This window comes from Undibacterium sp. GW821-FHT11H02 (assembly GCF_058808015.1).
Genome location: NZ_JBXARG010000007.1, coordinates 185,553 through 208,835 on the forward strand (window position 1 = coordinate 185,553; position 23,283 = coordinate 208,835).

Below are 23,283 nucleotides of genomic sequence, written 5' to 3' on the forward strand. Positions count from 1 at the left end.
CCGTCGATCGCTCGCCCGTCGGACGGTGCAATACGCATTTGGCTATTGCACCCTACTTACGGCTCACCTTTTTTTTAACCGTAACGCGTGGGCACGATGAAGCTGTGCTCACCCTACAAATTATCCTATGAATTTGCAACAATTTCGCGAACCAGATAAGCCATATGGGCGTGCCCAATTTTATGGGAATCCATTCCGCCTACAAAAGTTTGATAAACTTAATCCAAGATAGATAGTTTGAAATGACTAAGAGAGATTTTGATGAGTTTTGAAACCATGTTAGTACAAGCCGAGCAATCTTCGCTCGTGCAGATGGAGTCGGGTTGGGGACAAGGTCGCGCCATTTTTGGTGGACTCTTGGGTGCTCTGGTTGTCGCGCATATGCAAGCACGCCTGACCGGTGATACCAAACTGCGTGCTCTGACCATTTCATTTGTTGCGCCTGTCGAGGTGGGTGAAATTGAATTTAAATGTGAGGTGCTACGCGCAGGGAAATCGGTCACACAAATGCAATGCCATTTACTGCAACAAGCTAAGGTCGTAGTAAGCGCGCTTGCCAGTTTCGGTGTCGCACGTAGCTCGCAAGTCGTCGTCGCGAGTGAGACCGCTCCCGATTTTGGCGACATCAGCGATGGCTTGCCCTTCCCTTATCTGGAAGGAATCATCCCCGAATTTACCCGTAAGATCGACTTTCTTTATAAGCATTGTGATCTGCCGTTCAGCGCTTCGTTCAAGTCACATATCAATGGCTGGATGCGTTGGAACGAATGTGCTGAGGTGAGCGCTGCATGTGCGCCGCTGCTGAGTTTGATCGCACTCATAGACGCTTGGCCACCAGCGATTCTACAAATGCTTGACCGCCCCACCCCCGCCAGTAGCTTAACTTGGACTTTAGAATTTCCCAGCATAGACGAGACAACGATATCGCAACAAGCGAATCCATGGTGGCAATACCGGGCACACACCGATGCCGCACACAAGGGCTACGGCCACATCGCAGCCGAAGTCTGGAATGAACATGGCCAACTAGTCGCGATTAGCCGCCAGACAGTAACGGTGTTTGCTTAAGCTGAGACCTCTGCACAACCGTAGCGAGCGGTTGAAGTTTGAGTTGAGAAGCGCACCTGTGCTAGAGCACAGCGAGCATCGCAAACTCAAAATTCGGCCGCGCAGTAGGTTGTGCAGATGTCTCAAGCTTGGAGTGATGCTTAGATTGGCAAATAATGAAATACGCGGTACCGCGTATTTCATCCATAGTTTTTCTTAAACCAAGCGTAATAGTGCTTGAGCAGCGCATCCTCAGGTGTGTTTTTGAGCAAAGCCAGATAGTGTTTTTCTTCAGCGTCGATATCCGTGGTGTTGGCGTAGATGTCGATTAAGCGCCAGTGCAACTCGTTTTTTTGCGGCGCCAGCGACAAGGCTTTTTCATACATCTCCGCCGCAGCTTGTATCCAATACATATCGAACTGAAGAATTTCTGCCACATCTTGATAGGCTTGCGCATCCTGTGGATGCTGTTGAATGCGCGCTTCGGCAGCTTGTAAGCGATGTTTGACGGTGCTGTTAGCGCTGCTCGCATCACTATTCAATTTTGGTGGAACGATACGATCGTAATACACCGAAGTCTGATCGCGCCTAGCGAATGCAAAAAGTCCAGAATCAAATTTTGGGTGACTACTGCCATCTTCATATAGATGAAAATAAGCCCAAGCTTTTGCTTCATCGATCAGCCACAATCCATCCGCATTTTTACGCATGAGTATCGGTTGCACTGGCGAATTAATAGGAAATTTCACTACCGCCAAATCTTCTTTTTGCAGAATCTGATACGGCATCGATTTTTGATAGTAACGATACATACGTTGCAAATAAGCGGCCGTATGAGGTTTATTCATACGAAAAAACTGACTGCCCTCACTCAATAGAGGTAAGCGGGGTGAGCCTATGCCCAAGCGCAATGAATCGAGATAGCGTTGCAATACGACATTGAGCGATTGATCAGGCTGCATGCTGTGCTCAAGTTCGGCCGACAAAGCAGGCACTGCCGCTTGCACTTGCTCCAGGGTCTCGGCGTAATGACGTCCAACGATACCAGCACCGCCAGAAAAGTGCTGACTCATCGATGCTAGGGGTGACAGGCTGGGAATCGCCATATCATGCACTTGGCCGCTCTTTTGAAAATCCAAATAATCAATGCCCATAGTCACGATGATTTCTGTCAAAAAATCACGCTTGGCAAATGGTGCGGACGAAAGCATAAAAGTACGTGCGGCTTGCTCTAGTCGACGGCATAAGGCATCAGGAAACACGCCTTCCAATTGATAACTGACTTCTATCTTGAATAGATGCTCTTGCTCTGACCAAATCAAGAGCAAAGCCGCTTGCTTGGCAGATCCTAGTGTGGCAAAGCGTTGCGCCGCTTGCTGCTCGATACTCAGTCCTGTGGGTAAATGATCTTGCAAAATCAATCCCAAGCGAATTTGTGTACGTTCTTGAAAAAAACGTAGCGAACTACGCAATGCCCTATCGTATTGATGATCACTAGAGGTATTGATCAAGCCATCTGCCGGAAACGTGGAACCCGAATTCGCTTGCGTTGACGATGACAAGTAAGTCGTCTTGAACATGACAAATCCTAGCGCCGCAACACCCAAGACTATGAGCAGCAGTCTACGCTGGCCGAAACGTATCATAGAAAATCCAATGCGCACAGGTAGTCAAAAAATGCTTGTCGGTTTCTGGCGTTTTCTTGAGGATATTGTTTCAACAAATCGGCGTAGGCTTGATGCAATTTTTGACTAGCCTGATGCGCTTCATTACTTAAACTCCAAGCTTGCCGACCGATTTCTTGTTGCTTACGCACATAGAATCGTTGATGATCTTGCACAGCCGCCACGATCAAATTACGTGCTGCAGTTAATTCGCTAGGAATCACCAGATCCTGCAGGCCTTTGATTAAGAACGTATACCTTTGTACAAAATAATCGAGACGCGCTTTATCACCGGCTTGAAACGCACGCATCGCTTCTACCTTTAACACGACGCCTTGATCGCTCAAGGCAAACAAGCGCTTAAGCCCATCTTTTTGTTGGCTTGTCAGTTTGGACTGCTCGACATTAAACACAGTACGTGCATGCGGAATCGCGGCGTAGGCTTGTTCTGTGGTCAAATTTTGCGCATGGCCAATTTGCCATAGACAGATCAAAGCGCAGGTGAGCATCAATCGTTGAACCATCATCATAAGCACCCCTTCTTGAACTGAATATTCGTAAAAAAACCGCTACGCCACACAGACTTAGCTAAGCATTCCAATGTAAACCATTCGGCATCATAGCGCTTACTTACACTCGACACTCACAAATTAAATTTTGAAACTTTCTAATATTTTCTGTATAGAATATTATCTTAAAAAGAAATTTCTTTTTAGCTCAAAATTGCGGCGACCTCCCTATCTACAATAGAGCACCAAACTATTCGCTGCCGATTCGTTGAACATGTCAAATTAACGCTTTTAAGCCAAATAAAGCACAAATTAGAAAGAATCTAAATGAATACCCTCTCTAAGATCGGAATATTAGTTTTTACTTTGTTTTCTTATGTTATCTGCCCACCTATCACTTTGGCCTCGCCAAATACTCAAGCGACAAAAAAACAAACACAAAGACCTGTCGCAGCTTGCGCAAGTGATAGTGCGCCCTACCGCGATTTAGATTTTTTAATCGGTGAGTGGGAATTCTTCACTCAAGATGGAAAAAAAATTGCAGATCAAAGCTATAGTAGTCGGGGTCAAGCATGCTTGATACTTGAAGACTGGAAAGAGCTATCAGGCGCTACTGGCACAGGAATGAATTTTGTTGATCCATCCACGGGAAAATGGCGTCAAGTTTGGATGAGCGGGAGCTTTCATATTGATTACTCGGGTGGATTGAGTGAGGATGGCAGCTTTGTTTTGGAGGGACGTATATATCCCAATAGTGGTGATCCAGCATCCGCATTTAAGGGAGTTTATTCTAAGCAGGCCGATGGGTCGGTGACGAAGGAATTTCTCATATTTGACGAGAAGTCCAAGAAGTGGCAGCGATTTTTTATCGGTGTCGCGCGCCGCAAGAGTTAGTCTATTATTGTAAAAGGTTTTCAGAGCCTTAAGATGCAAGCTTTCTGTAAGTTGCCAATCTCCGCAGCCGTATTGCGCCGTATGACGCTTAATCAGGGCGAACAATTACTTAGATTACTTAGATTGATCGCCAAGTAAATTTCTTTGCTGTTGATCAAACGAGTGTCGGATCGGGTAATGCGTCTTTGAGCCACACCCAACATTAATCCGAAATAACGCGTTCTTGTGACCATGCGGATAATGAGCATCGCAAATCACTATAGGTCCATCAACGATTCGCGTGATTTCCCTTGATTACAATTTATCGCAGATAAGAAAAGATGCATTCTTGTCGATTTCAAAATAAAATAATCAGCTAAAGGCGAGCAAAATTTTCAAGCCTGATCAAGATCGCTGAACCATCTTTAGCACACCGAGGCAAACTAAAAAGGAGATTGCATGAAGCCGATATTTTGGATAATTAGCTTACTCAGTACGCTGATCACCACACAGGTTGCTCACGCCGATACGATTGATGAGCTAGTGCTAAGTGAAATGCAAAGGCAGCAGATTCCAGGTGTCAGCATCGCTATCGTGCATAAGGGAAAAATTATCAAAGAAGAAGGCTATGGTTACGCAAATCTCGAGCATCAAGTCAAAGTCAGCCCGCACACTATTTTTCAATCAGGCTCCGTCGGCAAACAATTCACTGCGGCACTGATCCTTTTATTGGCACGCGATGCGAAGCTCAACTTGCATGATACGATCGACAAGTATCTCGATAAGCTTCCGAGTGAATGGAAAAATATCACGATCCACCAGTTGCTCACGCACACGTCGGGCTTAGATGATCCTTATCGCATACTGGATTTCAGAAAGAACTATACCGACCAAGCCCTCATCGAACTAGAAGCCACGGTTCCCATGTTGTTCAAACCAGGTGAAAAGTGGTTGTATTCAAATATGGGTTATCACATGCTGGGTTTTATTGCGAATAAAGTTGGTGGCCAATTTTATGGCGATCAGTTGCGGCAGCGCATTTTTGAACCACTAGGGATGAAAACGCGCATCATCGATGAACGTACGATCATCCTCCACCGTTCCGCTGGCTATGATCTGGTTGATGGCGAATGGAAAAATCAAGCCTGGGTGTCTCCAGCATTGAATCGAACTGCAGATGGAAGCCTGTATTTGACAGCGCATGATTTGGCGCTGTGGGATCTCGCGCTTTACCAAGATTTTCCTTTGAGTGCCCAGGAGAAAAATCTCAGTTGGACGCCTGTTAAGCTAAACAATGGGTCTAATTCTCCCTATGGTTATGGATGGTTTTTGTCCGAAACCAATGGCCACAAAAACATTGAGCATGGCGGTGCCTGGCAAGGATTCACGACGCAAATTAGCAGATATGTCGATAACCAACTAAGCGTGGTTGTGCTGACCAATCGATCAAAGGTAAATCCAAAGCGGATTGCCGATTTGATCGCTGGAGAAATCGTGCCGGCACTCAAGCAAAATTTAAAACCCTAAATCAATTGACTCTCGTCAGAAAATCAGCCATGTGGGCACGATGATGCCGTGCCCACTCTACACACCAGTGAAATACGATAAATAGTCATTAAAAATTCGCAAACTAGCTTATGATCAGTTCTCCACAAATACCATACGACAAAAAGGAACGGAATCATGAATGCACTCAAAATACTCGGCATCATTTTAATTATTGGCGGAATAGTTGGTTCAGCTTTTGGCGGATTCAGCTATACAAAAGATACTACTGCCATCAAGCTCGGTTCGATTGAACTGTCTGTCAAAGAGAAACAAACAGTCAATATGCCACTTTGGGCAGGAATAGCATCCATAGTCGCCGGTGCCGCCCTGCTTCTATTTGCCAGCAAAGGTCGATAGTAAAAAAGCGGCAAACGATTAAATCTGGACGCAGCTAGTTTAGCTTCGTTGCACGTACACTTTTTTCCCAAACGATGATCAATAAGGAAGATGGTTAAATTTTTTAAGTACCTGATGGCGCCTAGCCAATAAATCATTCCATCGATTATTAAATTTATTCAAGAATTAATTCCTACTTTTTATACACAGACATGCAGATACTCGATCTCCCTGTATTTTTTTTGGGTTATATGGCAATCTGGATTTCATTCTGTCTGAGCGGCCTACTCGTTCTATGGATTGAACGAAAATACTTGTTTCACAAATGGCGCGATTATTATGCGTTTCTGTGCATACCGTGGAAGCTTTCGATATTCGTGCCAGCATTTCTCTTTGTCAGCTTTGCTGGATCCTATACCAATGATGAGACTTGGGATGTAGTAAGCGGATCTGGAATGTCGCTACTTACCTTCGCGACGGCACCGTGGTCGGTTGGTTTAATCTACCAAGTCTTCAATGGCAAACGGCCTTTACGCTACTTAATTATTGCCCTTGCTTTACTCTTTTTTTCAAGTAGCTGGTTTTATGATGCCTATCTCCTGTGGCGCGACGGTAGCTATACAAGGCGGTGGTTTGGCAATTTGACCCTGTCTCCTATCATCTATTTGGCCGCTGGCTTATTGTGGAATCTTGAAGCCAAGAGTCGCCCTAACTATACCGATCGCCAGCATGTTTATTTTTCATTTGTTCGCAACGATTGGCCAAGCCGCCCAATAAATACGCAATTTTCTCCGCTGTTTCCAGCGATACTACCGCTGGTTCTGATTGCTGTTTTTGTGCTCGTCGCTTTTGTACGTTGGCATTTTTAAAAACGATAAGCGTTTATGGCGCCCTCAATTCAAAACGCGCAATGAGAATCAGGTCGCTTCTTGATAGGAAAAATCTTCGGCCACGTAAGTTAGGCAGGTTCTTTGTGCCCATGTGGATTGGATAACTCCCAACTAAGACCCTCTAACGACTATGAAAAAAGAATGCACTCTCGATTTTCACATTTAATAATGTAACGCGTGGCCACGATGAAGCCTTGCCAACCCTACCGATTCGCATCCAATTTTTGTGAGGAAATAAGCTCTTACGTCCAAGCTCCAAGCGGGTTTAAAAAGGCTTGAAACAAATTGCATTTATTTTTGCATTCGGCTATCTTTTGACTACAAAAAATCAAAGCGAGCACTTTCCTAAAACGTCTATCCTAAGCATCGTTCGTTCATCACCACTAAAGGAGTGAAATCATGCAGATCCCTGAACCACAAACTGAACATCTTTGGCTACAACAACTCGTCGGCGAGTGGACTTTCGAATCCGAATGCCTCATGGGGCCAGATCAGCCTCCTATGAAAACGACAGGAACAGAGGTGGTTAAGCCATTGGGCAATTTGTGGACTATCGGTGAGGGAACTAGTGATTCACCCGAGGGTGGGCCATGGAATTCGGTTATGACACTGGGCTACGACCCGCACACACAACGCTTTGTCGGAACCTTTATCGCATCCGTGATGACGCATTTATGGCCCTATATAGGCACACTCGATGCGTCGGCGAAAATTCTTACCCTTGACTCCGAAGGCCCGAGCTTCGCTGGTGATGGCACGATGTCGAAATATCAGGATATTATCGAATTCATTACACCAGATCACCGCACACTCACTTCGCGTATGCAAAGCGCCGACGGTGCCTGGCATCAGTTCATGAGCGCGCATTATCGGCGCAAGTGATAAGTAATGGACACTAGGCCCAAGGGCGAGTTGCAATTATTTCGCTTGTGATCCAATTAACCTTGGTTGGTGCAATATGCCTTTGGTTGTTGCACCCTATTACGGCTCAATTACGTTTCTTCGCCGCTAGGGCATCTGAGAAAATGTATTGGAAGCTTTTCAACTTGATTAAAAATTCTTAGGATGCGTTTGCGTTTGCAGTTGTTCAGACAATTGCCCGATCAAATCTTGATCTGCCAACGCTTCACGGCGAATAAGTACGAGTTGCACAAAAGCACGTGATCGGCTCAAACCATTGAAAATATTCGCCAAGCTCATGTCGCGTTGTGTGACGGTTTTATAGTTTAAGAGATAGCGTTCATGCGGTAACAATTCGCTTCTATCAGCGATCGCCTTAAATTCAGCCAGACACTGCAAACAATATTTTTCTAAAGCGCGTTCTTTAATTTGCTTGAATACCTTCCAATCGGCTTCAGATAGGTAAGCCATGATGAATCACTCCTTCAAGATGAATGCGAAACTCATTTCCAATCGAAATAGCGCTGATACGTATGACACGATGGTGGTCATGTAAAGGCTTCAGCGCATGGACACGCTTGCAAAGTATCACACATAGTTTATGTGCATCAAAATGAGCGGTCAAGACTAACTCCCTTATAAAATATCGACGAAGATTTCTTGGCTAACTCCGCGCAAACATCTGATTACGCATAGAATCACGACCTTACTTACTTGAATGCATGGAAACGAACATGCATCGCCAATTTTCCTCACTTTTCTCAAAACATTCATGCAAGAACTCTCCCAACAAATCGATTTCATCCTCGAACTCGACAAACTCAAAGCGGTCTATCGTAAAGCGTTGATCAAAGGTGATAACAATCGTTACGAAAATAGCGCTGAACACAGCTGGCATATTTCGCTGACCGCCCATGTCTTGGCACCCTATGCGAATGAGGCCGTCGATATTGCACGTGTGACTTTAATGTTGCTGATTCACGATATTGTGGAGATTGATGCGGGTGATACGTTCGCGTTTGATCATCAGGCTGTATTAGGTGAACAAGCGGCCAAAGAAATGGTGGCTGCCGATCGTATTTTTGGGTTATTGCCTGCATCGATGCGTGAAAAATTTATCGTGCTCTGGCATGAATTTGAGCAAGCTGAAACGCCCGATGCGCAATTTGCGAAGGCGATGGATCGAATACTTCCGCTAATTCAAAACATGCAAAACGAAGGCGGTAGTTGGGCACAAAACAAGGTATTAAGACATCAAGTGGTGCAACGCAATCAATACCTCGAAACCTCGGCACCACAACTTTGGATCTACGTATTGACGCAAATAGACATCGCTACAGAACGAGGTTGGTTAAGAACAGAATGAAGCGAATTGAATTGGGCTCTTTTTATCCGCAGCCGAATTACAGAGGTGGCATGTACGTTCGTATTGCCCTTAATATTTTCACTTTTTCCAACTTCGAAACCTGAGTGCGCCTATGCCCTGCTCTCTACGATCTGCAACAAGTTGCAAAGCGGCGAACAATATTTGACCCAAGTACACGCTTGAATTATGCTGACCACTAAGGTGGCTTGAAACACTGCCGATTCCAGTCATTGGCCCTAAGTTCTCTTGCTTATCGGAACACCACTTTGGCACGCTTAACATGAGAAAAACGGGATACTTCGAGCGCTTCTTGATTTGCTTAGTATTTTCTGGCGCATATAGCCAGGCGAGCATGGCTCAAACGAAGCAGGCCTCAATCAATATCACTACAGAATATCACTATCCTCTCAACTTTTCTGACAAAGAAGGTGGCGTCATATACGGTCAGTCTGCCGATAAAGTACACGCATTATTGAAGCGCAGTCATATCCCCTATCAAATGAAAATGATGAGTTGGAACCGGGCTTTTGAATTAGCGCGGAATAACTCAGATACCTGCGTCTTTTCAACAGCGCGCACCAAAGAAAGAGAAGCTTGGTTCCATTGGATAGGGCCGATCTCTACTGGCAATTGGGCTATTTTCGGCAAGCCCGACAAATTAGGCAAAATCACTCGCCTGGAGGACATCAAACAATCACTAATCGGCACTGAGGCTGGCAATGTGTCTGTTTCCTATTTCGCAGAAAGAGGCTTCCACTTAGTGACCTCGATAGAATCCGAGACGACCTTCAAAAATGTGGCTTTAGGTCGAATTGATTATGCGACTGCAGGTGATATTCACGGCAAAAAAATCATCAAAAATGAAAAACTTGAAGGCAAAGTCGCGTGGCTATTCAATTATGCGACTTCGGACTATTACTTAGCATGTAATCCGAAAATGAGCCTTGAGACCATCTCCCTCCTGAATTCGAAATTAAGAGAAATGAAGATGGATGGAAGCTATAAGGCTATCGAGAATAAATATCGATAATTCATTCATCAAAATGAGCGACAGGCAAAATATCAAGGCCATCACGCTGCTTTACCTAGGGCGTGTTTTAAGAAAAGCGACAAGCTAAATAATTTTTAGTTTTTAGGACTTACGCAAAATTGCGCTGACTAGGCGGAGCGCCGAAGACAGTACAAATGTACGGCGAGGCGAATCCAACGACGCCAGCGTCTGTTTTGCGTAAGTCCTATTTTTTTAATTTGTAGCACTTGTGGCAATATCTTAAATGCACCATACTCTGTGTCAATTTGCGTTGTAGAACGCATCAACACAAAACGCTTCGATAGCCACCCCATGATTTATCTTTCTCGTTTTTCCTTGAGCCATTTTGGGCGCATTCTTTTGTTCGCCCCCATCGGTCTGCTAACTGCCTGTGCCAGCATGGCCCCGGCCAGCTACCCACCGGTCAATACTCATATTGGTGAAATCAAAGAATGGCGTATGCCGCTTAATCGCGAGCCTGGAAATCTGCAATTTGACTTGCACATTCCACGCAATGGAAGCACGCAAATCTCCTTATTTTCAGCGCAGCGATTAGGCGAAAGCCCGATACGCATCAGCTTCGCAGGTAACGACTGCGCAAGCGGTCCGGAAGCGCACATCAAGTTTTATACTAGTGATACGGAATCCCACTTTAAATACTTCCGCGCTCCCTTGCAGTGGGAAAAGGAAGTGACTGTTACTATTGCTTGGGATAAAAATGCACAGACTTCGATTTCGGTGAACGGCGAAATGATCACGGTACAGCCGCACTTGGCTTTTGAAGAAATTCAAATCAGAAATAATAAAGAGGCGATCAAGATTAAGCGGCTGCAATACACCGCATCGCTCATGGCAAAGATGATACCGACTAGTGCAATACAAAATCAAACACAAGATCAAACACAAAATCAAACACAAGATCAAACACAAGGACAAATACGATGAGGACAGTATTGCTAAGCACGTCGGTAAAAAAAATGACAGGTACTTTTTTCCGCACCTGTTTTTTTGCTACTGCACTCTCACTTTTTGGTTTCAGTGGTGCCGCTCATGCTGATTTTGAACTGGGTCTGAAATACTATGAACAGTCTAATTTTGAAAAGGCGTTTCACGAATTTCAACAAGCTGCAAAATTTGGCGACCACTCAGCCCAATTTAATCTTGGTGTCATGTATTTTCGCGGCGAGTTTGTTCCTAAAGATGCTGTTCAGGCTTATGCGTGGCTCGCCCTCGCTACCCAAGATACAGAATACAAAGAGCGTGGTTTGCATCTGCAAATTTATAAGAGCTTGTCCGATGAACAGAAAAAATTGGGCGATCGAGCTTATCAAGCGCTGTACGCAGAATTTAATCCCGAAGCGATCAAGAAAAGTATGTTGCCTGTTTATGCTGGCGCGACTTCCTTAACTAGCCGTTTGCGCAGTATCAAAAATGTGAATCCTCAATATCCACGCTCAATGTTGCGAACTGGTAAAGTGGGCTGGGCCGACGTCTTTTTTACAGTCACCAAAGAGGGCGTGACCAGAGATCATCTTGTGTATTACAGCTCCGACATCGAATTGACCAATGTCGTGCTAGATGCGGTGCGCCAGTGGCAGTATGAACCTATGATCATCGCGGGAAAAGCCACAGACATACACGGCGTCAAAGTCCGTTTTAATTTCCTTATAGCCGATACCCAATTTGACGAGAAAAAGATAGAACGTGCCCTATTAAAACAAAAAGAAAAAGCAGATACTGGCAATCCCGAAGCCCAATTTGTTTATGCCTACTATCTCGATGTTTTACCCTCTTTTACCAAATACAAAGCCAAACCGGAATCCGATGAGAATGCCAATAAATGGTATCAATTAGCGGCATTGAATGGCAGTGCGGTGTCTAGTTTTTTCTTAGGACAAAACGTCTTGAATGGGAATATGTGTATGCCTGATCCCAACAAGAGTTTGGCATGGCTATTGAAAGCTGCTGCCCAAGATGTCGTCGATGCGCAATATTTACTGGGACAAGAATTACTTAGCGGCACACGCCTTCAAAAAAATGAAGATCAAGGTATGTACTGGTTAAACAAAGCCGCAAAGTCAAATTCAAAAGCAAATATTGCCCCCAAACTCAGACTTGCCTGGATACTCGCGACACATCCAGACAAAACCATGCGCGATGGCGCCCTGGCGCTCAATTATCTCAATTCCGTGGACCCGGACCATAAAGATAAACAAACCTATTACCGAACAGCTGCCGCCGTGTATGCTGAAAATGCTGATTTTAACGCTGCCGCACAATGGCAGGAAAAAGCGCTCAAAGACGCGCAAGCGCTAGGACTCCCGCTCAACACCCTGAACGAGCAACTACGCAACTATCAAAACAAGCAGGCTTTACGCGAAACTTTGTAGTTAAACGCATCAGAGAAAAAAGGCGTACGACATTTGCCGCTAAGCTCACCCGCCATCATTGTGTGGCAAAAGCCTGAGCCTCTTTCTTTAGCCATTGCTCGAACGCCAGCAAAGCCTCGTTCTTTTGTAAGCCTTTGGGTGTTACCAAATAGTAGCTGTAGTCTGATGGCGCGATCACGTCGAATAGGCGCACCAAATTGCCGGCCGCGATTTCTTCAGCCACCAGGCTATGGCGGGCAACTGCAATCCCTTGCCCTGCTTTGGCGGCGGTTAGCATCAGATTACTGTCGCTGTGATGAGTTTCATGTTTGAAGTGGCTGATATCGACACCCGCAAACTGGCTCCAATTTTGCCATTCACGTCCATTCTCTACGCACAAAATCCGATAATTCCCTAGTTGTTTGGGATGACTTGGAAAACGTCTACCATTAAAGTCCGGGCTACAAACTGGATAAAGCTGATCATCAAGCAATCGTTCGGCATCATAATTGTCCCAACTACCAAGCCCAAAACGAATCGCAATATCAGTCTTGGTTTTATCCAGATTAACTAAGCCTATCGCCGCCTGAATATGAATCGCCAAGTCCGGATAAGCCGCTTGAAACTTGCCTAATCTTGGTAACAGCCAAAAAGTAGCAAATGACTGTAACGTGGCAACCCGGATTGCGGGGGCACGTTTTTCGGATTTCACATGTGCCAGAGCACGCGAGATTTGGCGCAATGCTGGCTGAATTTGTTTGAGCAACTCCTTACCTTCTGCAGTCAGTTGCATTTGCCTGCCTTTGCGTTCAAATAAGGCAATACCTAAAGAGGCTTCCAGCAAACGCATTTGCTGACTCACGGCACTGTGCGTGATGTGTAACTCAGTGGCCGCCAGTGAGTAGTTTTTATGACGCGCTGCTGCTTCAAAAGCGACCAGCGAATTTAAGGAAGTGGGTAACATGCCGTATTGTTAGATTTTCTTACAGTAACTGTCAATAAGTATCGTTCGCTTTTTTTAAGCTTGGCGACTAGCATGTTGCTCTGAACTTTCTCCTCCCCCATTTCACTTTAACCAAGAAAACTGTTATGTCATCATCCAATTTGATTCGACTCTTGTTACTGGCTCTCATCTGGGGCACCAGCTTTATGTTAATGCGTATTGCATCCCCGGTTTTTGGCCCCTTCCTGACGACGTTTGGTCGTGCCAGTTTGGGTGCCTTGGCGATCTATCTATTTGCCCGCCATCGCGGCGTCGAATTTCATTGGAAAAAGAATGCCAAAACCTATCTGATTATTGGTCTTGGTAACACCGCTATTCCGTTTAGCTTGTTTGCTTGGTCCGCTTTGCATATCCCATCGGCTTATATGGCAACCATGAATTCACTGGCCCCCATTTTTACAGCAGTCTTCGGTTTCATCATGCTAGGCGAACGATTAAGCTGGTTACGTATTTCGGCATTCATCTTGGGTCTATTTGGCGTGGCGGTCTTAGTCGGAATTGGCCCGGTCGCGGTGACACCTCTGGTGATTGCAGGCGTGCTGGCAGGTATGGGGGCATCCGTCAATTATGGCTTCGCCGCGACCTATACCCGTATGTATGCGAAAGAAATTCCTTCGCTGGCAACGGCAGCAGGTAGCCAGTTTGCTGCCGCGCTTGCACTATTACCCTTTGCATTACCTTCAGTACCACACGCAATTGAACACGGCACATCGAGCGCACTGGTATCGGTCATTATTTTGGGTGTTGTCTGTACCGGTATTGCCTATGCCTTGTTCTTCCATTTAATCTCGACTGAGGGGGCTAGCAAAGCAGTAACGGTCACCTTCCTGATCCCTGCCACCGCGTCTGTTTGGGCCTATTTATTACTCGACGAACCTATCACCCCTGGGATTATCACCGGCATCCTGATCGTCTTAATGGCAACGGCAATGTCTTTGGGTCTCTTGAAAAAACCTGGATTTTTGAGCCGGACTTTGAGTCGATAAATTTAATTTGTAAGCTGAACACAAAGAGGGTATGCATCATTGCATTCCCTCTTTTTTTCAATTCATACTTCGATTTATGCTTGACGATGTTTGATTTCAAAACTCAAAATCTGAGATATTCAGAAATTACATCTATTGTCGCTGATGTTAAACTTATTGAAAATCAGTTAAATTAATTTGTAATTCCCATCACGCCTCAATCGTAAGTCGCCCCAAGGAGAAAAAAATGAACATCACCGTCGAAACCACCGTCGCAGCGCCCTTGGCAAAAGTTTGGTCGCTCTACAATTCCCCTGAGGCTATCAAACAATGGAATGCTGCATCAGATGATTGGCATACGACCGCCTCCACCGTTGATTTACGTGAAGGCGGTACGTTTTCTTCTCGTATGGAAGCGAAAGACGGCAGTATGGGATTTGATTTTGCGGGCACGTTCACGAAGGTAGTCGAACACGAATTAATCGAATATAGCTTCGGCGACCGCAAGGCGACGGTTCACTTTTCGGATACGCCTGCTGGTGTCAAAGTCGTCATCACATTTGAAGCGGAAAACACTTATCCTGTTGAACAACAACAGCAAGGTTGGCAGGCGATTTTGAATAGTTTCAAACGTCATGTTGAGGCAGCACAGTAATTTACATGTTAAGGACTTACGCAAAACAGACGCTGGCGTCGTTGGATTCGCCTCGCCGTACATTTGTACTGTCTTCGGCTCTCCGCCTAGCCAGCGCAATTTTGCGTAAGTCCTAATGTTGTAACTCCACCGTGCGGAGATCACTTGATCAAGAGTTTATTGCTTTGTCAGCTTACTTTGAGATCAAGCATGGTGGACGAAGGCTAATGGTAAGCGATTTTCTATTTGAGCTTTGCATCAAACTCCGCCACTGCCCCCAAAATTTCTAAGCAAGTCACATCTTTCATATCCGTACTATACAAAGCACTGGGATTTTTCAGCGTGATATTGCGGAAAATCGTAGGACATTGCTGCTTAAAAATCGCCAAGGCGGCATCAAATTGTACGTCGGTAAACTTCATACCAAACCGCTCCTCCATATCAGCAAAAATAGCAGCGACATCGGCACAAGCGACATTGGCAAAATTGACGTTCACGCTCATATCGGGCTGACGTAATTTAACTCTAGCCGTACTACCAGGGCATGCACTTTCGGCCTTATGCAAGAGCTGCTTGAGTGGCAAATTTTTTGCACTTAAATTGACTGTAGCCCTACTGTCAATTTGCATCCACGCATAGGCAGCCGTCGTGATGCCCATACTTAGAAGCAGAGTTGCACTGATCACTCTGTGAACGCGGTTAATGTTCGTTTTTTCTGTTAAAAATAATCTTTGTATTCTCGGCAGTAACATGTTTTTCCTTCCGGTAAGGGCTGTGGTATTAGATAAGAAACGCGTGTGCATTTCAGCAAAGTGCTGCAAGGTTTTAGCGTACAACAAAGGGTCACTACATATGCCAACAGCGATGTCGTCACAGGCATTTTCGCGTTCCTGATCAAGCTTGGCGCTGATCCAGAATACAAAAGGGTTAAAGAAAAACAGTGCTTTCAATACACACTGCAGATTCGCCAGTAAAACGTCATGCCGCTTGATATGAGCCAGCTCATGCAGGACTATGACCTCAATTTGTTGCGGGCTCATACCGAGTAGTAGGCTGGCCGGCAACAGAACGACCGGTTTAAAAAAAGCAAAGACGCTTGGCACCTTGATCTTGTCAGATAAGCGGAAGCGGACAGGTTTACGTAAGCCCATGCTCTGTGCTAACCGAACAAACTGAGCTTCCCAATGAACCGGCAGGGCTTCGGAATCTCGCCGTAGTAAGCGCTGATCAGCGCGCCAGCTCCATATGCTCTTACTACCAATCAGAACAAAACCTAGGCTCCAGCAAAATACAATGAGCGACAAATGTTGATTCACGTAAGTACTGAAAAATGCCAGTGTATGTGTGTCTCGCGTAAGAGGTATATAAGTCGCCACCCTGCCCTGCGTGCTAAAACTAAGGATCAACACACTTTTTTGAAAATAAGAAAAGAATGTCGCAATGCTGAGCGCAAAGCAGGTAAAGAGACCCAGAGCGTAAATCTTATAACGCAAAGCCGCCTGCCTATTTTTTGTCAAAGTGATGAGCACAGCCAAACACAAACTCACTAAGCCAACTTGCCACAACGAATGCAAAAGACTCCATGCAAAAGCATGCAATGCGTCGATGCCAAAGAGGTCAGATAATTCGACAAACTTAGAGACTTGAATTGAGGATTGACTCATTTGTCTGACTCAATTTTTTGCAAATAAGCTTTAATCTCAGCCAACTCTTGCTTAGTCACATTGTTGTCTTCAAACAGGCGCATTACCATGCTTGATTTTGAACCGCCAAAAGCGGTTTGCAAAAGTCTATCTACCAATGAGGTCTGCGTAGTGTGTTGCTGTTCCAATGGGAAGTAGATATGACTCTTGCCATCCTTCTTTCGCCCCAGCAATCCTTTTTGTTCCATGATTTGCATAGTCTTTAAAGTAGTGGTGTATCCAACTGGCCTTAACTTGCAAAGTTCATCATTCACCGCCTGAATTTTGCTCTCGCCGAGACGCCACAAAATAGCGAGGATTTCTAGTTCTGATTGAGTGGGATTTGCCATGATACTTTTCTCATTTCTATTACAACACTCATAAATAAATCATTGTCACGCGTCAATCTACGAAGATCTCCGTAGACAACCTCAATATATACGAAGATCTTCGTAGTTTCAACAATAATTTATTTTTTAGAAAAGTAAAAGCAACAGTCACTTTTGACAAAGCACGAATTGAAGCAGAAATACCACGCATCTCGGCTCTTTGTTTCTACTAAGAAATCCGATAATCCTTACATCGGCGCTTAGTCTTACTATACTGAATAAGGCGGATCGCTGAATAGACTATCGATACGCTAGATCCAGGGTTGGATGTTATAGACCCTGAAGTCTTTCGATCTCACACCCATTCAGGAAGGAAGACCATGTTAATCGAACGCGAAGCTGAGAGCTGCTACTTAGGCCAATTTATCCCGCTGCAATACCATCACAATATGTTGATGGATGCGAATCGTATGGACAATTTCAAAGCGGCGATACAGCGACAAGTATTTGAAGGCGCCAAGGTATTGGAGCTCGGTGGCGGCACTGGTGTCCTATCCTGGTTTGCAGCGCAAGCAGCGTCAAAAGTCTATTGCGTGGAATTTAATCCTGACATGGTTGCCGAAGCGCGTCGTCTGTTAGCGATGAATCAATATGGCGACCGGGTCGAGGTCATTCATGCGGATGCCTTCGAATATCTGCCGCCTGAACCCGTCGATTTTGTCATTTGCGAAATGATTCATGTCGCCATGCTGCGCGAAAAACAAGTTGAAGTCATAGAAACCTTCAAGCTACGTTATGCAGAAAAATTCCCTGGTCATATGCCCATCTTCATTCCTGAAGCCGTGGTCATGGCAGTACAGCCACTGCAACAACGATATGACTTCTCAGGCTATCAGGCACCGATTATTCAATTTCAGTTGCCAGGTGCTTTCAGTTCCGACACCGTGGAATTGGCACAGCCAGCCTTGTACAAGATCATCGATTTTAATCAAGCCAATGACTTATTGATCGCATGGGAAGGTCAATTCACCATCGAAACAGCGGGCCAATTAAGTGCATTGCGCTTCGTGACCAAAAATATTTTGGCCATTGTGATGGAAAATAATTCAACGATAGATTGGCTCAACCACTACATGGCTTTGCCTATCCCTACACCCATAGATGTGATGCCGGGCGATATCGTACAGGTGAGCTTTCAATACCGTGCTGGCGGCTCCATAGAATCGCTGCAAAATGCGATGCGTGTCAGCGTGAAGTCATCTGCAAAATTGCGATCTAAACATTTGTCCTTAGCGGCAGGATAAACACCCGCAACGACCAACCGGGAGAGCCTTCCGGTTGGTGTCTCTATTTAGTGTGTGAAGCAGGTTTCGATAACTGACGAATCGCCTCATTGATTTTTGTCATCGTGACAGGAGCGACATCCTTGCTACATACGATATGACTATCCAATCCTTTGGGGATACCAGAAATCTCAACTATTCTGGTTTGTTGAAAATAAGTATCTGAATCTTTCAAAAAATCCCAAGCAGCTTTTTCTATCAACATAAATGAGGCACGATTCGCGCCTATCATACGCGCCATGATCATAGGTAAAACGCTGTGCCTCTCTTGCTTGTTTTTGCTCAATTTAATCATTGCTTCCAGCTCGGGACCATAACTGGCAGAATCAACCATCCCAAATGTCAGGCTGCTGTCTGTCAAGAGCGATTTTAAGTTCTTGTGTGCAGCGACTTTGTCATATGAATTGATATTTGCCAGTACCGAGTAGCCTGTGTTTTTTTCTAACGGAATACTAAATTGCACCAAGGCTTCACGCTCAGGTAAGCGATACCAATCGAAGGAACAATAATTTTTCACACCAGCAGCATATTGATTCCAGATACGTTTGGGCGGCTCTTGCACCAAAGAGAACGGAATTTGCGTCATGTTCAAAATCTGCTTAACCCTCTCCAATCTGGCGCCCTTTTCTACGCCATTTTCCATGTATTGAAAAGGCGGTCGGGCATTCCATGCAACCACTATAGGAAGCTCTGCAAATGCATCTGCGCTTAACATCAACAAAAAAAACAAACCAGATAGCAAACCAAGGTCGCTACCTGATTTCAAAAGAATCTTTATAAACATCATTCAAATTATCTATAGAAAAAAGCTTTCGAAATTTAACGTTCAATTCAACACACCAGGCACACGCAAAAACCACTTTGCACCTTGCCCAGGCGCAGTCTCTACCGTGATACTGCCCGCTAATAACTGTGTCACGATATTGTAGGCAATATGCATGCCCAGTCCATTGCCGCCCTGCCCCAACTTAGTCGTAAAAAAAGGATCGAAGACATGGTTTGCCACATCCTCGGACATGCCACAACCATCGTCAGAAAATACAATTTCGATATGCTGATCCTCAATTGCATGCGCGCTTAAGCACATGTGTCCACCTGTCGTATTTTCAAACGCATGAATCAAAGCGTTATTGATAAAATTCACGATAATTTGTGTCAATGGCCCCGGATAACTATCCATCTGTAAATCGCTCGCCACATCGATGTCTAAATGATGACCTGAACGTTTGAGAATAGGTCCCATCGCCAACAACACTTCATCTATCACTTCACGCAAAATAAACTGGCGGCGCTGTTCAGTTGCGCGGTCTACCGCCAATTGCTTAAAGCCTTGCACTAGTTTCGCCGAACGATTTAAATTGGAGACCAGAGCATCACTGCCTTTAGTCACAAAATCAATGTGCTTTTCTATCAAGCTACGAGTAACTTTCTGCTTAAATTGCGCTTCAAAGCTATCTATCTCTTCTTGCATCGCAGTGCCAACCAAGAGCGCATTACCAATTGGCGTATTGATTTCGTGTGCGACACCCGCCACCAAAAAACCTAGCGATGCCAGTTTTTCGCTTTGCACCAACTGCCGCTGCGCACCACGCAAATCTTCTAATGCTCGCTCCAGATTTTGATTGGCTAGCAGTAAATCCTGAGTACGCTCCTGTACCTTATCTTCCAACTCAGCCATGATGCGCATTTCTGCCTCGGCTAATTGTTGTTCGGCACGTTTACGTTCACTAATATCGAGCCGAAAACCAATCACGCCACCATCGGCCGTTTTTCTATCTGAAGCCAAAATCCAACTATCTGGCCCCATCAGGTATTCATTGTCAAAAGCGTCGGGATTACGGTGTTGTTTGACCCGCCGCTCTACATATTCTTGTTCAGTTTCTTGTGTACGCTGAAAAAATTCACGTTGATAAAACGTTCGTGCGATGTGTTCATAGGCGACACCCGCCACCAAAATATCTGCGATCTCAGGATAAATTTCTTTAAAGCGCCGATTGCAAAATACCAACAAATCATCTGGACCATACAGCACCAAGCCAGACTGTAAATGATCAAGCGCTTGCAAGATATGTGTTTTCCAGGCTTTGGCTTGAGTGAGTTCCGCTGCTAGCTGGCTCAACAACTCCGCTTCAGACGACGCCGCCATCTTATTAGAATTGATATCAGACATAGAACGCTCCACATCTTTGAACACGATAGCAAACTTCAAACAAGTTTTAATGAATAGCGAGGCGCACTTGATTTGATGCCTGCCTACCATCACAAGCGATCAGCCTGCCTGCATAGAAATGAACATTTATTTGCGAACTATTTGAATTGTTTACCTTCAGCAATAATTAAGTATGCCTTATTTCATACCAGGCTTACATAGAAAAATCGGATAAACTTCGCATTACTTTCTATTCGCTTCAAAAAAACAAAAATCAAGAACGATTTATCTAAACTTTTTACCATATTTATTATCGAATTTTTACTATGGCACGCCGAATTATTTTAGTACTTTGTGGTCTGGGCATACTCTTTTATGCTTATAAAATCTATCAATTAAAGAACGCGATCACCCTGTTTCCAAGTGCGGCGAGTGCACCGGCTAAAACACCCGGCACAAATAATGTGGCAGCTGCAATGCGTTTGAAATTTACTTTAGAAACCGACGATGTCGAGCTGATGGAAACTTGTCGCAAACTTTTTAAGAACGAGCAGGATGTGTTTGCACTTAAGCCACATCCCAAGGAAGAAGGTAAAGCGATTTTGACGATAGAAAGATTATTTCCGGTAAGCGATTTACAGTTAAGCTTGGACCTCAACAAAACACTCAAAGCACGGGGTTGTCTGAATGGCGACAAAGATGTATTTGCTTTAGAGACGGTCAAGTAGTAAGTTTCGAGTTGCTAGGAAACACATCTAGATTAGAACTACATGTGTTTCTATGTACTTATTTTGCCCGCATAATTTCATACTCGCTGACACAAATCAAGATGCTATTTGCTGGTCTTCGCATTGAGCCAGACATCACGAAACTATGACCTAGATTTAAGCCAATTATTAAAAATAAGCAAACCCAAAGCCGTCACCACACCTATCGCGGCAAACAAGCCCCACATCAAGAGCGGTTGCTGCATATCCTTGGCGATTGCGGTGTAAGCCCAGCCCGATAATAATCCTGCAAACAAATTTCCCAGTGCTAGAGAAACAAAGTAGTAACCCATATACATCGCGGTTTTACTCTTAGGTGCAATCGCTGCAACGTATTCCTGACTTTTCGGCGATGCTACCATTTCACCTATGGTGAAGACGACGACAGCAAAGATCACCGTAAAACCACCCAAAGTCAAACTCGCGCCCAATCCGCATAAAGCGATACCGGCACTCAAAATCAAAGTGCCAAATACTAAAATGGGCAATGCCTTCCAGCGTTGAATATAGGCGCTGAATCCGATCTGACACAGGACGATCATGCCGAAACCAACATTGACAATATATTCGGGATTCACCTGACGATATTGCTGCGCCCATGTGTCGGCCAGTTGTTTGGCCTGCACACTTCCCGCCTGCAACTCAGCTAAACCAACTCGCAGTGCGGCATCGGGGACCATGACTTTATAATTCACCAGCTCAAAACCGATTTGTCGCAATGCCGTCGCGTCTATACCTGCGGAATATTTTTGTGCCAAAACAGGCAATGCTGCGCTCAGTTGATCCACATTCACCCCTGCCACAAATTCAAGCCAAGACGGCACATACTGCTGCACAGCGGACACCACATCCTTGGTATCAACGAAGTCGCGGATAAACACCGGCAAGGTCGTAAACAACTGAAAATAAACGACCCAAAAACCAGTCAAAATCAATAAATACAAGACAAAAGGCAGATTACCGACTTGCACTGATTGTCGATACCAAGCAAGTGAATTTGATGCGCCAAAGGACTTGCTTAAAACCGTCCACATGAAATTTAAACCCAACCACACCACGACACCGAGTAAATAGTGTTGAAATGAGATTCCCATACGCGTTGTCACCATCAAGGCGATAATGGCCGGTATCACCATCAATGCCAGACGTCCATTACCAAGCACTTCCTGCACTTCCAACAACACCAATTTCAAACTACGTTGATCCTTGTGACTATCATGCTCAGGCTCTTGGTAGAAAAACAGCGCAGGAATAAAATTAATCCCTATCCAGATCGCCGACATAACAAATACCAAATCCCAGCTCACAGCACGGACATAGCCAGCGACAAAAGGACCGATAAATCCCCCGATATTCACCATGGTATAAAACACACCAAAACCAAGCCCACGATTCGTATCATCAGTAGAACGCCCTATCGTTCCCACCACCACAGGTTTAAAACAGGCCGCACCCACCGCCACCGCAAAGAACACCAGGAAGAAAGTCCAGAAACTATGTACCTGTCCCAGCAAATAGTAGGAGGGACACATGATGATAAAAGAAATCAGAAACATGCGACGATACCCAAAGCGATCTGCTAAGGCGCCGGTAATCACGGGTAAAAGGTAGAGCAGGAAAGGAATCATCCCCTGCAAAAAACCACGCTCCTTATCGCTAAAACCCAAGCCTCCTTGTGCAGTCGGACTGGTGATATAGAGGGAAGATAAAGTAAAAAAACCATACCAGGCGAGGCGTTCAAAAATCTCCATGGTGTTGGCGACGTAGAAGGCTCTGGGGAAAGGTGTGCGGGGGAGTTTTGTCATGTTGATTGTCTCTTTTGTTTTGTGTTCTATTTAGAAATTTTAGTTTCTTTTTTTGTTGCTCTACGTTTGCAGGT

General features: G+C 45.0%; 23 protein-coding genes. 14 read left to right on the forward strand and 9 right to left on the reverse strand.

Translation table 11 applies throughout. The features are described from left to right. Positions 1-261 precede the first annotated feature (261 nt). Positions 262-1,068, forward strand: coding sequence for a thioesterase family protein (locus AC1RR2_RS09650; protein ID WP_493222040.1), 807 nt, complete (start codon positions 262-264; stop codon positions 1,066-1,068). A 179-nt stretch (positions 1,069-1,247) separates the two neighbouring features. On the opposite strand, the gene AC1RR2_RS09655 is transcribed toward AC1RR2_RS09650, so the two are convergent. Further along, positions 1,248-2,693, reverse strand: a complete 1,446-nt coding sequence (locus tag AC1RR2_RS09655; RefSeq protein ID WP_493222041.1) for a TPM domain-containing protein — start codon at positions 2,691-2,693, stop codon at positions 1,248-1,250. Further along, the gene (locus AC1RR2_RS09660) at positions 2,690-3,241 is read right to left on the reverse strand and encodes a hypothetical protein (RefSeq protein WP_493222042.1); all 552 of its coding nucleotides are present in this window, start codon (positions 3,239-3,241) and stop codon (positions 2,690-2,692) included. The genes AC1RR2_RS09655 and AC1RR2_RS09660 overlap by 4 nt, the downstream gene beginning before the upstream one ends. 306 nt (positions 3,242-3,547) lie before the next feature. On the opposite strand from AC1RR2_RS09660, the gene AC1RR2_RS09665 reads away from it, so the two are divergent. From AC1RR2_RS09665 to AC1RR2_RS09685, 5 genes are all read left to right on the forward strand, one after another. Next, a complete protein-coding gene (locus AC1RR2_RS09665) occupies positions 3,548-4,114 on the forward strand; it encodes a hypothetical protein (protein ID WP_493222043.1) in 567 nt (188 codons plus the stop codon). 438 nt (positions 4,115-4,552) lie between these two features. Continuing rightward, positions 4,553-5,620, forward strand: coding sequence for a serine hydrolase domain-containing protein (locus AC1RR2_RS09670; RefSeq protein WP_493222044.1), 1,068 nt, complete (start codon positions 4,553-4,555; stop codon positions 5,618-5,620). Between the two features lie 156 nt (positions 5,621-5,776). Next, positions 5,777-5,998, forward strand: a complete 222-nt coding sequence (locus AC1RR2_RS09675) for a hypothetical protein (protein WP_493222045.1) — start codon at positions 5,777-5,779, stop codon at positions 5,996-5,998. 356 nt (positions 5,999-6,354) lie between these two features. After that, positions 6,355-6,846 carry a hypothetical protein gene (locus tag AC1RR2_RS09680; RefSeq protein ID WP_493222046.1) on the forward strand — a complete coding sequence of 164 codons (492 nt, stop codon included), beginning with the start codon at positions 6,355-6,357 and terminating at the stop codon, positions 6,844-6,846. Between the two features lie 420 nt (positions 6,847-7,266). Beyond that, on the forward strand, positions 7,267-7,749 hold the full coding sequence (locus AC1RR2_RS09685; RefSeq protein WP_493222047.1) for a DUF1579 domain-containing protein: 483 nt from the start codon (positions 7,267-7,269) through the stop codon (positions 7,747-7,749). 168 nt (positions 7,750-7,917) lie between these two features. Here the strand turns inward: AC1RR2_RS09685 and AC1RR2_RS09690 are convergent, their stop codons facing one another. Beyond that, positions 7,918-8,238: a hypothetical protein gene (locus tag AC1RR2_RS09690; RefSeq protein ID WP_493222048.1), complete on the reverse strand. Its 321-nt coding sequence runs from the start codon at positions 8,236-8,238 to the stop codon at positions 7,918-7,920. A gap of 301 nt (positions 8,239-8,539) precedes the next feature. Here AC1RR2_RS09690 and AC1RR2_RS09695 point away from each other — a divergent pair, with 301 nt between their 5' ends. From AC1RR2_RS09695 to AC1RR2_RS09710, 4 genes are all read left to right on the forward strand, one after another. After that, complete coding sequence (locus AC1RR2_RS09695; protein WP_493222049.1) at positions 8,540-9,133, forward strand: HD domain-containing protein; 594 nt, start codon at positions 8,540-8,542, stop codon at positions 9,131-9,133. 280 nt (positions 9,134-9,413) lie between these two features. After that, complete coding sequence (locus AC1RR2_RS09700) at positions 9,414-10,163, forward strand: substrate-binding periplasmic protein (protein ID WP_493222050.1); 750 nt, start codon at positions 9,414-9,416, stop codon at positions 10,161-10,163. Between the two features lie 312 nt (positions 10,164-10,475). Further along, a complete protein-coding gene (locus AC1RR2_RS09705) occupies positions 10,476-11,108 on the forward strand; it encodes a hypothetical protein (protein WP_493222051.1) in 633 nt (210 codons plus the stop codon). Between the two features lie 32 nt (positions 11,109-11,140). Then, positions 11,141-12,553: an SEL1-like repeat protein gene (locus AC1RR2_RS09710; RefSeq protein ID WP_493222052.1), complete on the forward strand. Its 1,413-nt coding sequence runs from the start codon at positions 11,141-11,143 to the stop codon at positions 12,551-12,553. A gap of 55 nt (positions 12,554-12,608) precedes the next feature. Here the strand turns inward: AC1RR2_RS09710 and gcvA are convergent, their stop codons facing one another. Beyond that, on the reverse strand, positions 12,609-13,496 hold the full coding sequence (gene gcvA / locus AC1RR2_RS09715; RefSeq protein WP_493222053.1) for a transcriptional regulator GcvA: 888 nt from the start codon (positions 13,494-13,496) through the stop codon (positions 12,609-12,611). A gap of 125 nt (positions 13,497-13,621) precedes the next feature. On the opposite strand from gcvA, the gene AC1RR2_RS09720 reads away from it, so the two are divergent. Next, entirely contained in the window at positions 13,622-14,521 is a 900-nt protein-coding gene (locus AC1RR2_RS09720; protein ID WP_493222054.1) for a DMT family transporter, read from the forward strand. A 226-nt stretch (positions 14,522-14,747) separates the two neighbouring features. After that, complete coding sequence (locus AC1RR2_RS09725; protein ID WP_493222055.1) at positions 14,748-15,155, forward strand: SRPBCC family protein; 408 nt, start codon at positions 14,748-14,750, stop codon at positions 15,153-15,155. Between the two features lie 221 nt (positions 15,156-15,376). Here AC1RR2_RS09725 and AC1RR2_RS09730 read toward each other — a convergent pair whose 3' ends face one another. Then, a complete protein-coding gene (locus AC1RR2_RS09730) occupies positions 15,377-16,798 on the reverse strand; it encodes a M56 family metallopeptidase (RefSeq protein ID WP_493222056.1) in 1,422 nt (473 codons plus the stop codon). Then, the gene (locus AC1RR2_RS09735) at positions 16,795-17,166 is read right to left on the reverse strand and encodes a BlaI/MecI/CopY family transcriptional regulator (RefSeq protein ID WP_493222057.1); all 372 of its coding nucleotides are present in this window, start codon (positions 17,164-17,166) and stop codon (positions 16,795-16,797) included. The genes AC1RR2_RS09730 and AC1RR2_RS09735 overlap by 4 nt, the downstream gene beginning before the upstream one ends. 359 nt (positions 17,167-17,525) lie before the next feature. On the opposite strand from AC1RR2_RS09735, the gene AC1RR2_RS09740 reads away from it, so the two are divergent. Then, positions 17,526-18,449 carry a class I SAM-dependent methyltransferase gene (locus tag AC1RR2_RS09740; protein WP_493222058.1) on the forward strand — a complete coding sequence of 308 codons (924 nt, stop codon included), beginning with the start codon at positions 17,526-17,528 and terminating at the stop codon, positions 18,447-18,449. A 43-nt stretch (positions 18,450-18,492) separates the two neighbouring features. On the opposite strand, the gene AC1RR2_RS09745 is transcribed toward AC1RR2_RS09740, so the two are convergent. Together AC1RR2_RS09745 and AC1RR2_RS09750 are read right to left on the reverse strand one after the other, a co-directional pair. Continuing rightward, positions 18,493-19,272, reverse strand: coding sequence for a transporter substrate-binding domain-containing protein (locus AC1RR2_RS09745; RefSeq protein WP_493222059.1), 780 nt, complete (start codon positions 19,270-19,272; stop codon positions 18,493-18,495). A 42-nt stretch (positions 19,273-19,314) separates the two neighbouring features. Further along, entirely contained in the window at positions 19,315-20,658 is a 1,344-nt protein-coding gene (locus AC1RR2_RS09750; RefSeq protein WP_493222060.1) for a sensor histidine kinase, read from the reverse strand. A 305-nt stretch (positions 20,659-20,963) separates the two neighbouring features. Between AC1RR2_RS09750 and AC1RR2_RS09755 the strand changes: the two genes are divergently transcribed. Beyond that, positions 20,964-21,365, forward strand: a complete 402-nt coding sequence (locus tag AC1RR2_RS09755) for a hypothetical protein (protein WP_493222061.1) — start codon at positions 20,964-20,966, stop codon at positions 21,363-21,365. 143 nt (positions 21,366-21,508) lie between these two features. Here the strand turns inward: AC1RR2_RS09755 and AC1RR2_RS09760 are convergent, their stop codons facing one another. Continuing rightward, complete coding sequence (locus AC1RR2_RS09760; protein ID WP_493222062.1) at positions 21,509-23,209, reverse strand: MFS transporter; 1,701 nt, start codon at positions 23,207-23,209, stop codon at positions 21,509-21,511. Between the last annotated feature and the right edge of the window lie 74 nt (positions 23,210-23,283).

Excerpts from the sequence above, each read along its gene's own strand:
- AC1RR2_RS09695 (WP_493222049.1), top strand. The coding sequence starts at position 8,540 with ATGCAAGAACTCTCCCAACAAATCGATTTCATCCTCGAACTCGACAAA.
- AC1RR2_RS09730 (WP_493222056.1), bottom strand. The coding sequence starts at position 16,798 with ATGAGTCAATCCTCAATTCAAGTCTCTAAGTTTGTCGAATTATCTGAC.
- AC1RR2_RS09685 (WP_493222047.1), top strand. The coding sequence starts at position 7,267 with ATGCAGATCCCTGAACCACAAACTGAACATCTTTGGCTACAACAACTC.
- AC1RR2_RS09690 (WP_493222048.1), bottom strand. The coding sequence starts at position 8,238 with ATGGCTTACCTATCTGAAGCCGATTGGAAGGTATTCAAGCAAATTAAA.
- AC1RR2_RS09665 (WP_493222043.1), top strand. The coding sequence starts at position 3,548 with ATGAATACCCTCTCTAAGATCGGAATATTAGTTTTTACTTTGTTTTCT.
- AC1RR2_RS09710 (WP_493222052.1), top strand. The coding sequence starts at position 11,141 with ATGACAGGTACTTTTTTCCGCACCTGTTTTTTTGCTACTGCACTCTCA.
- AC1RR2_RS09745 (WP_493222059.1), bottom strand. The coding sequence starts at position 19,272 with ATGTTTATAAAGATTCTTTTGAAATCAGGTAGCGACCTTGGTTTGCTA.
- AC1RR2_RS09705 (WP_493222051.1), top strand. The coding sequence starts at position 10,476 with ATGATTTATCTTTCTCGTTTTTCCTTGAGCCATTTTGGGCGCATTCTT.
- AC1RR2_RS09650 (WP_493222040.1), top strand. The coding sequence starts at position 262 with ATGAGTTTTGAAACCATGTTAGTACAAGCCGAGCAATCTTCGCTCGTG.
- gcvA (WP_493222053.1), bottom strand. The coding sequence starts at position 13,496 with ATGTTACCCACTTCCTTAAATTCGCTGGTCGCTTTTGAAGCAGCAGCG.
- AC1RR2_RS09750 (WP_493222060.1), bottom strand. The coding sequence starts at position 20,658 with ATGTCTGATATCAATTCTAATAAGATGGCGGCGTCGTCTGAAGCGGAG.
- AC1RR2_RS09725 (WP_493222055.1), top strand. The coding sequence starts at position 14,748 with ATGAACATCACCGTCGAAACCACCGTCGCAGCGCCCTTGGCAAAAGTT.
- AC1RR2_RS09720 (WP_493222054.1), top strand. The coding sequence starts at position 13,622 with ATGTCATCATCCAATTTGATTCGACTCTTGTTACTGGCTCTCATCTGG.
- AC1RR2_RS09740 (WP_493222058.1), top strand. The coding sequence starts at position 17,526 with ATGTTAATCGAACGCGAAGCTGAGAGCTGCTACTTAGGCCAATTTATC.
- AC1RR2_RS09670 (WP_493222044.1), top strand. The coding sequence starts at position 4,553 with ATGAAGCCGATATTTTGGATAATTAGCTTACTCAGTACGCTGATCACC.
- AC1RR2_RS09735 (WP_493222057.1), bottom strand. The coding sequence starts at position 17,166 with ATGGCAAATCCCACTCAATCAGAACTAGAAATCCTCGCTATTTTGTGG.
- AC1RR2_RS09755 (WP_493222061.1), top strand. The coding sequence starts at position 20,964 with ATGGCACGCCGAATTATTTTAGTACTTTGTGGTCTGGGCATACTCTTT.
- AC1RR2_RS09655 (WP_493222041.1), bottom strand. The coding sequence starts at position 2,693 with ATGATACGTTTCGGCCAGCGTAGACTGCTGCTCATAGTCTTGGGTGTT.
- AC1RR2_RS09760 (WP_493222062.1), bottom strand. The coding sequence starts at position 23,209 with ATGACAAAACTCCCCCGCACACCTTTCCCCAGAGCCTTCTACGTCGCC.
- AC1RR2_RS09675 (WP_493222045.1), top strand. The coding sequence starts at position 5,777 with ATGAATGCACTCAAAATACTCGGCATCATTTTAATTATTGGCGGAATA.
- AC1RR2_RS09700 (WP_493222050.1), top strand. The coding sequence starts at position 9,414 with ATGAGAAAAACGGGATACTTCGAGCGCTTCTTGATTTGCTTAGTATTT.
- AC1RR2_RS09660 (WP_493222042.1), bottom strand. The coding sequence starts at position 3,241 with ATGATGATGGTTCAACGATTGATGCTCACCTGCGCTTTGATCTGTCTA.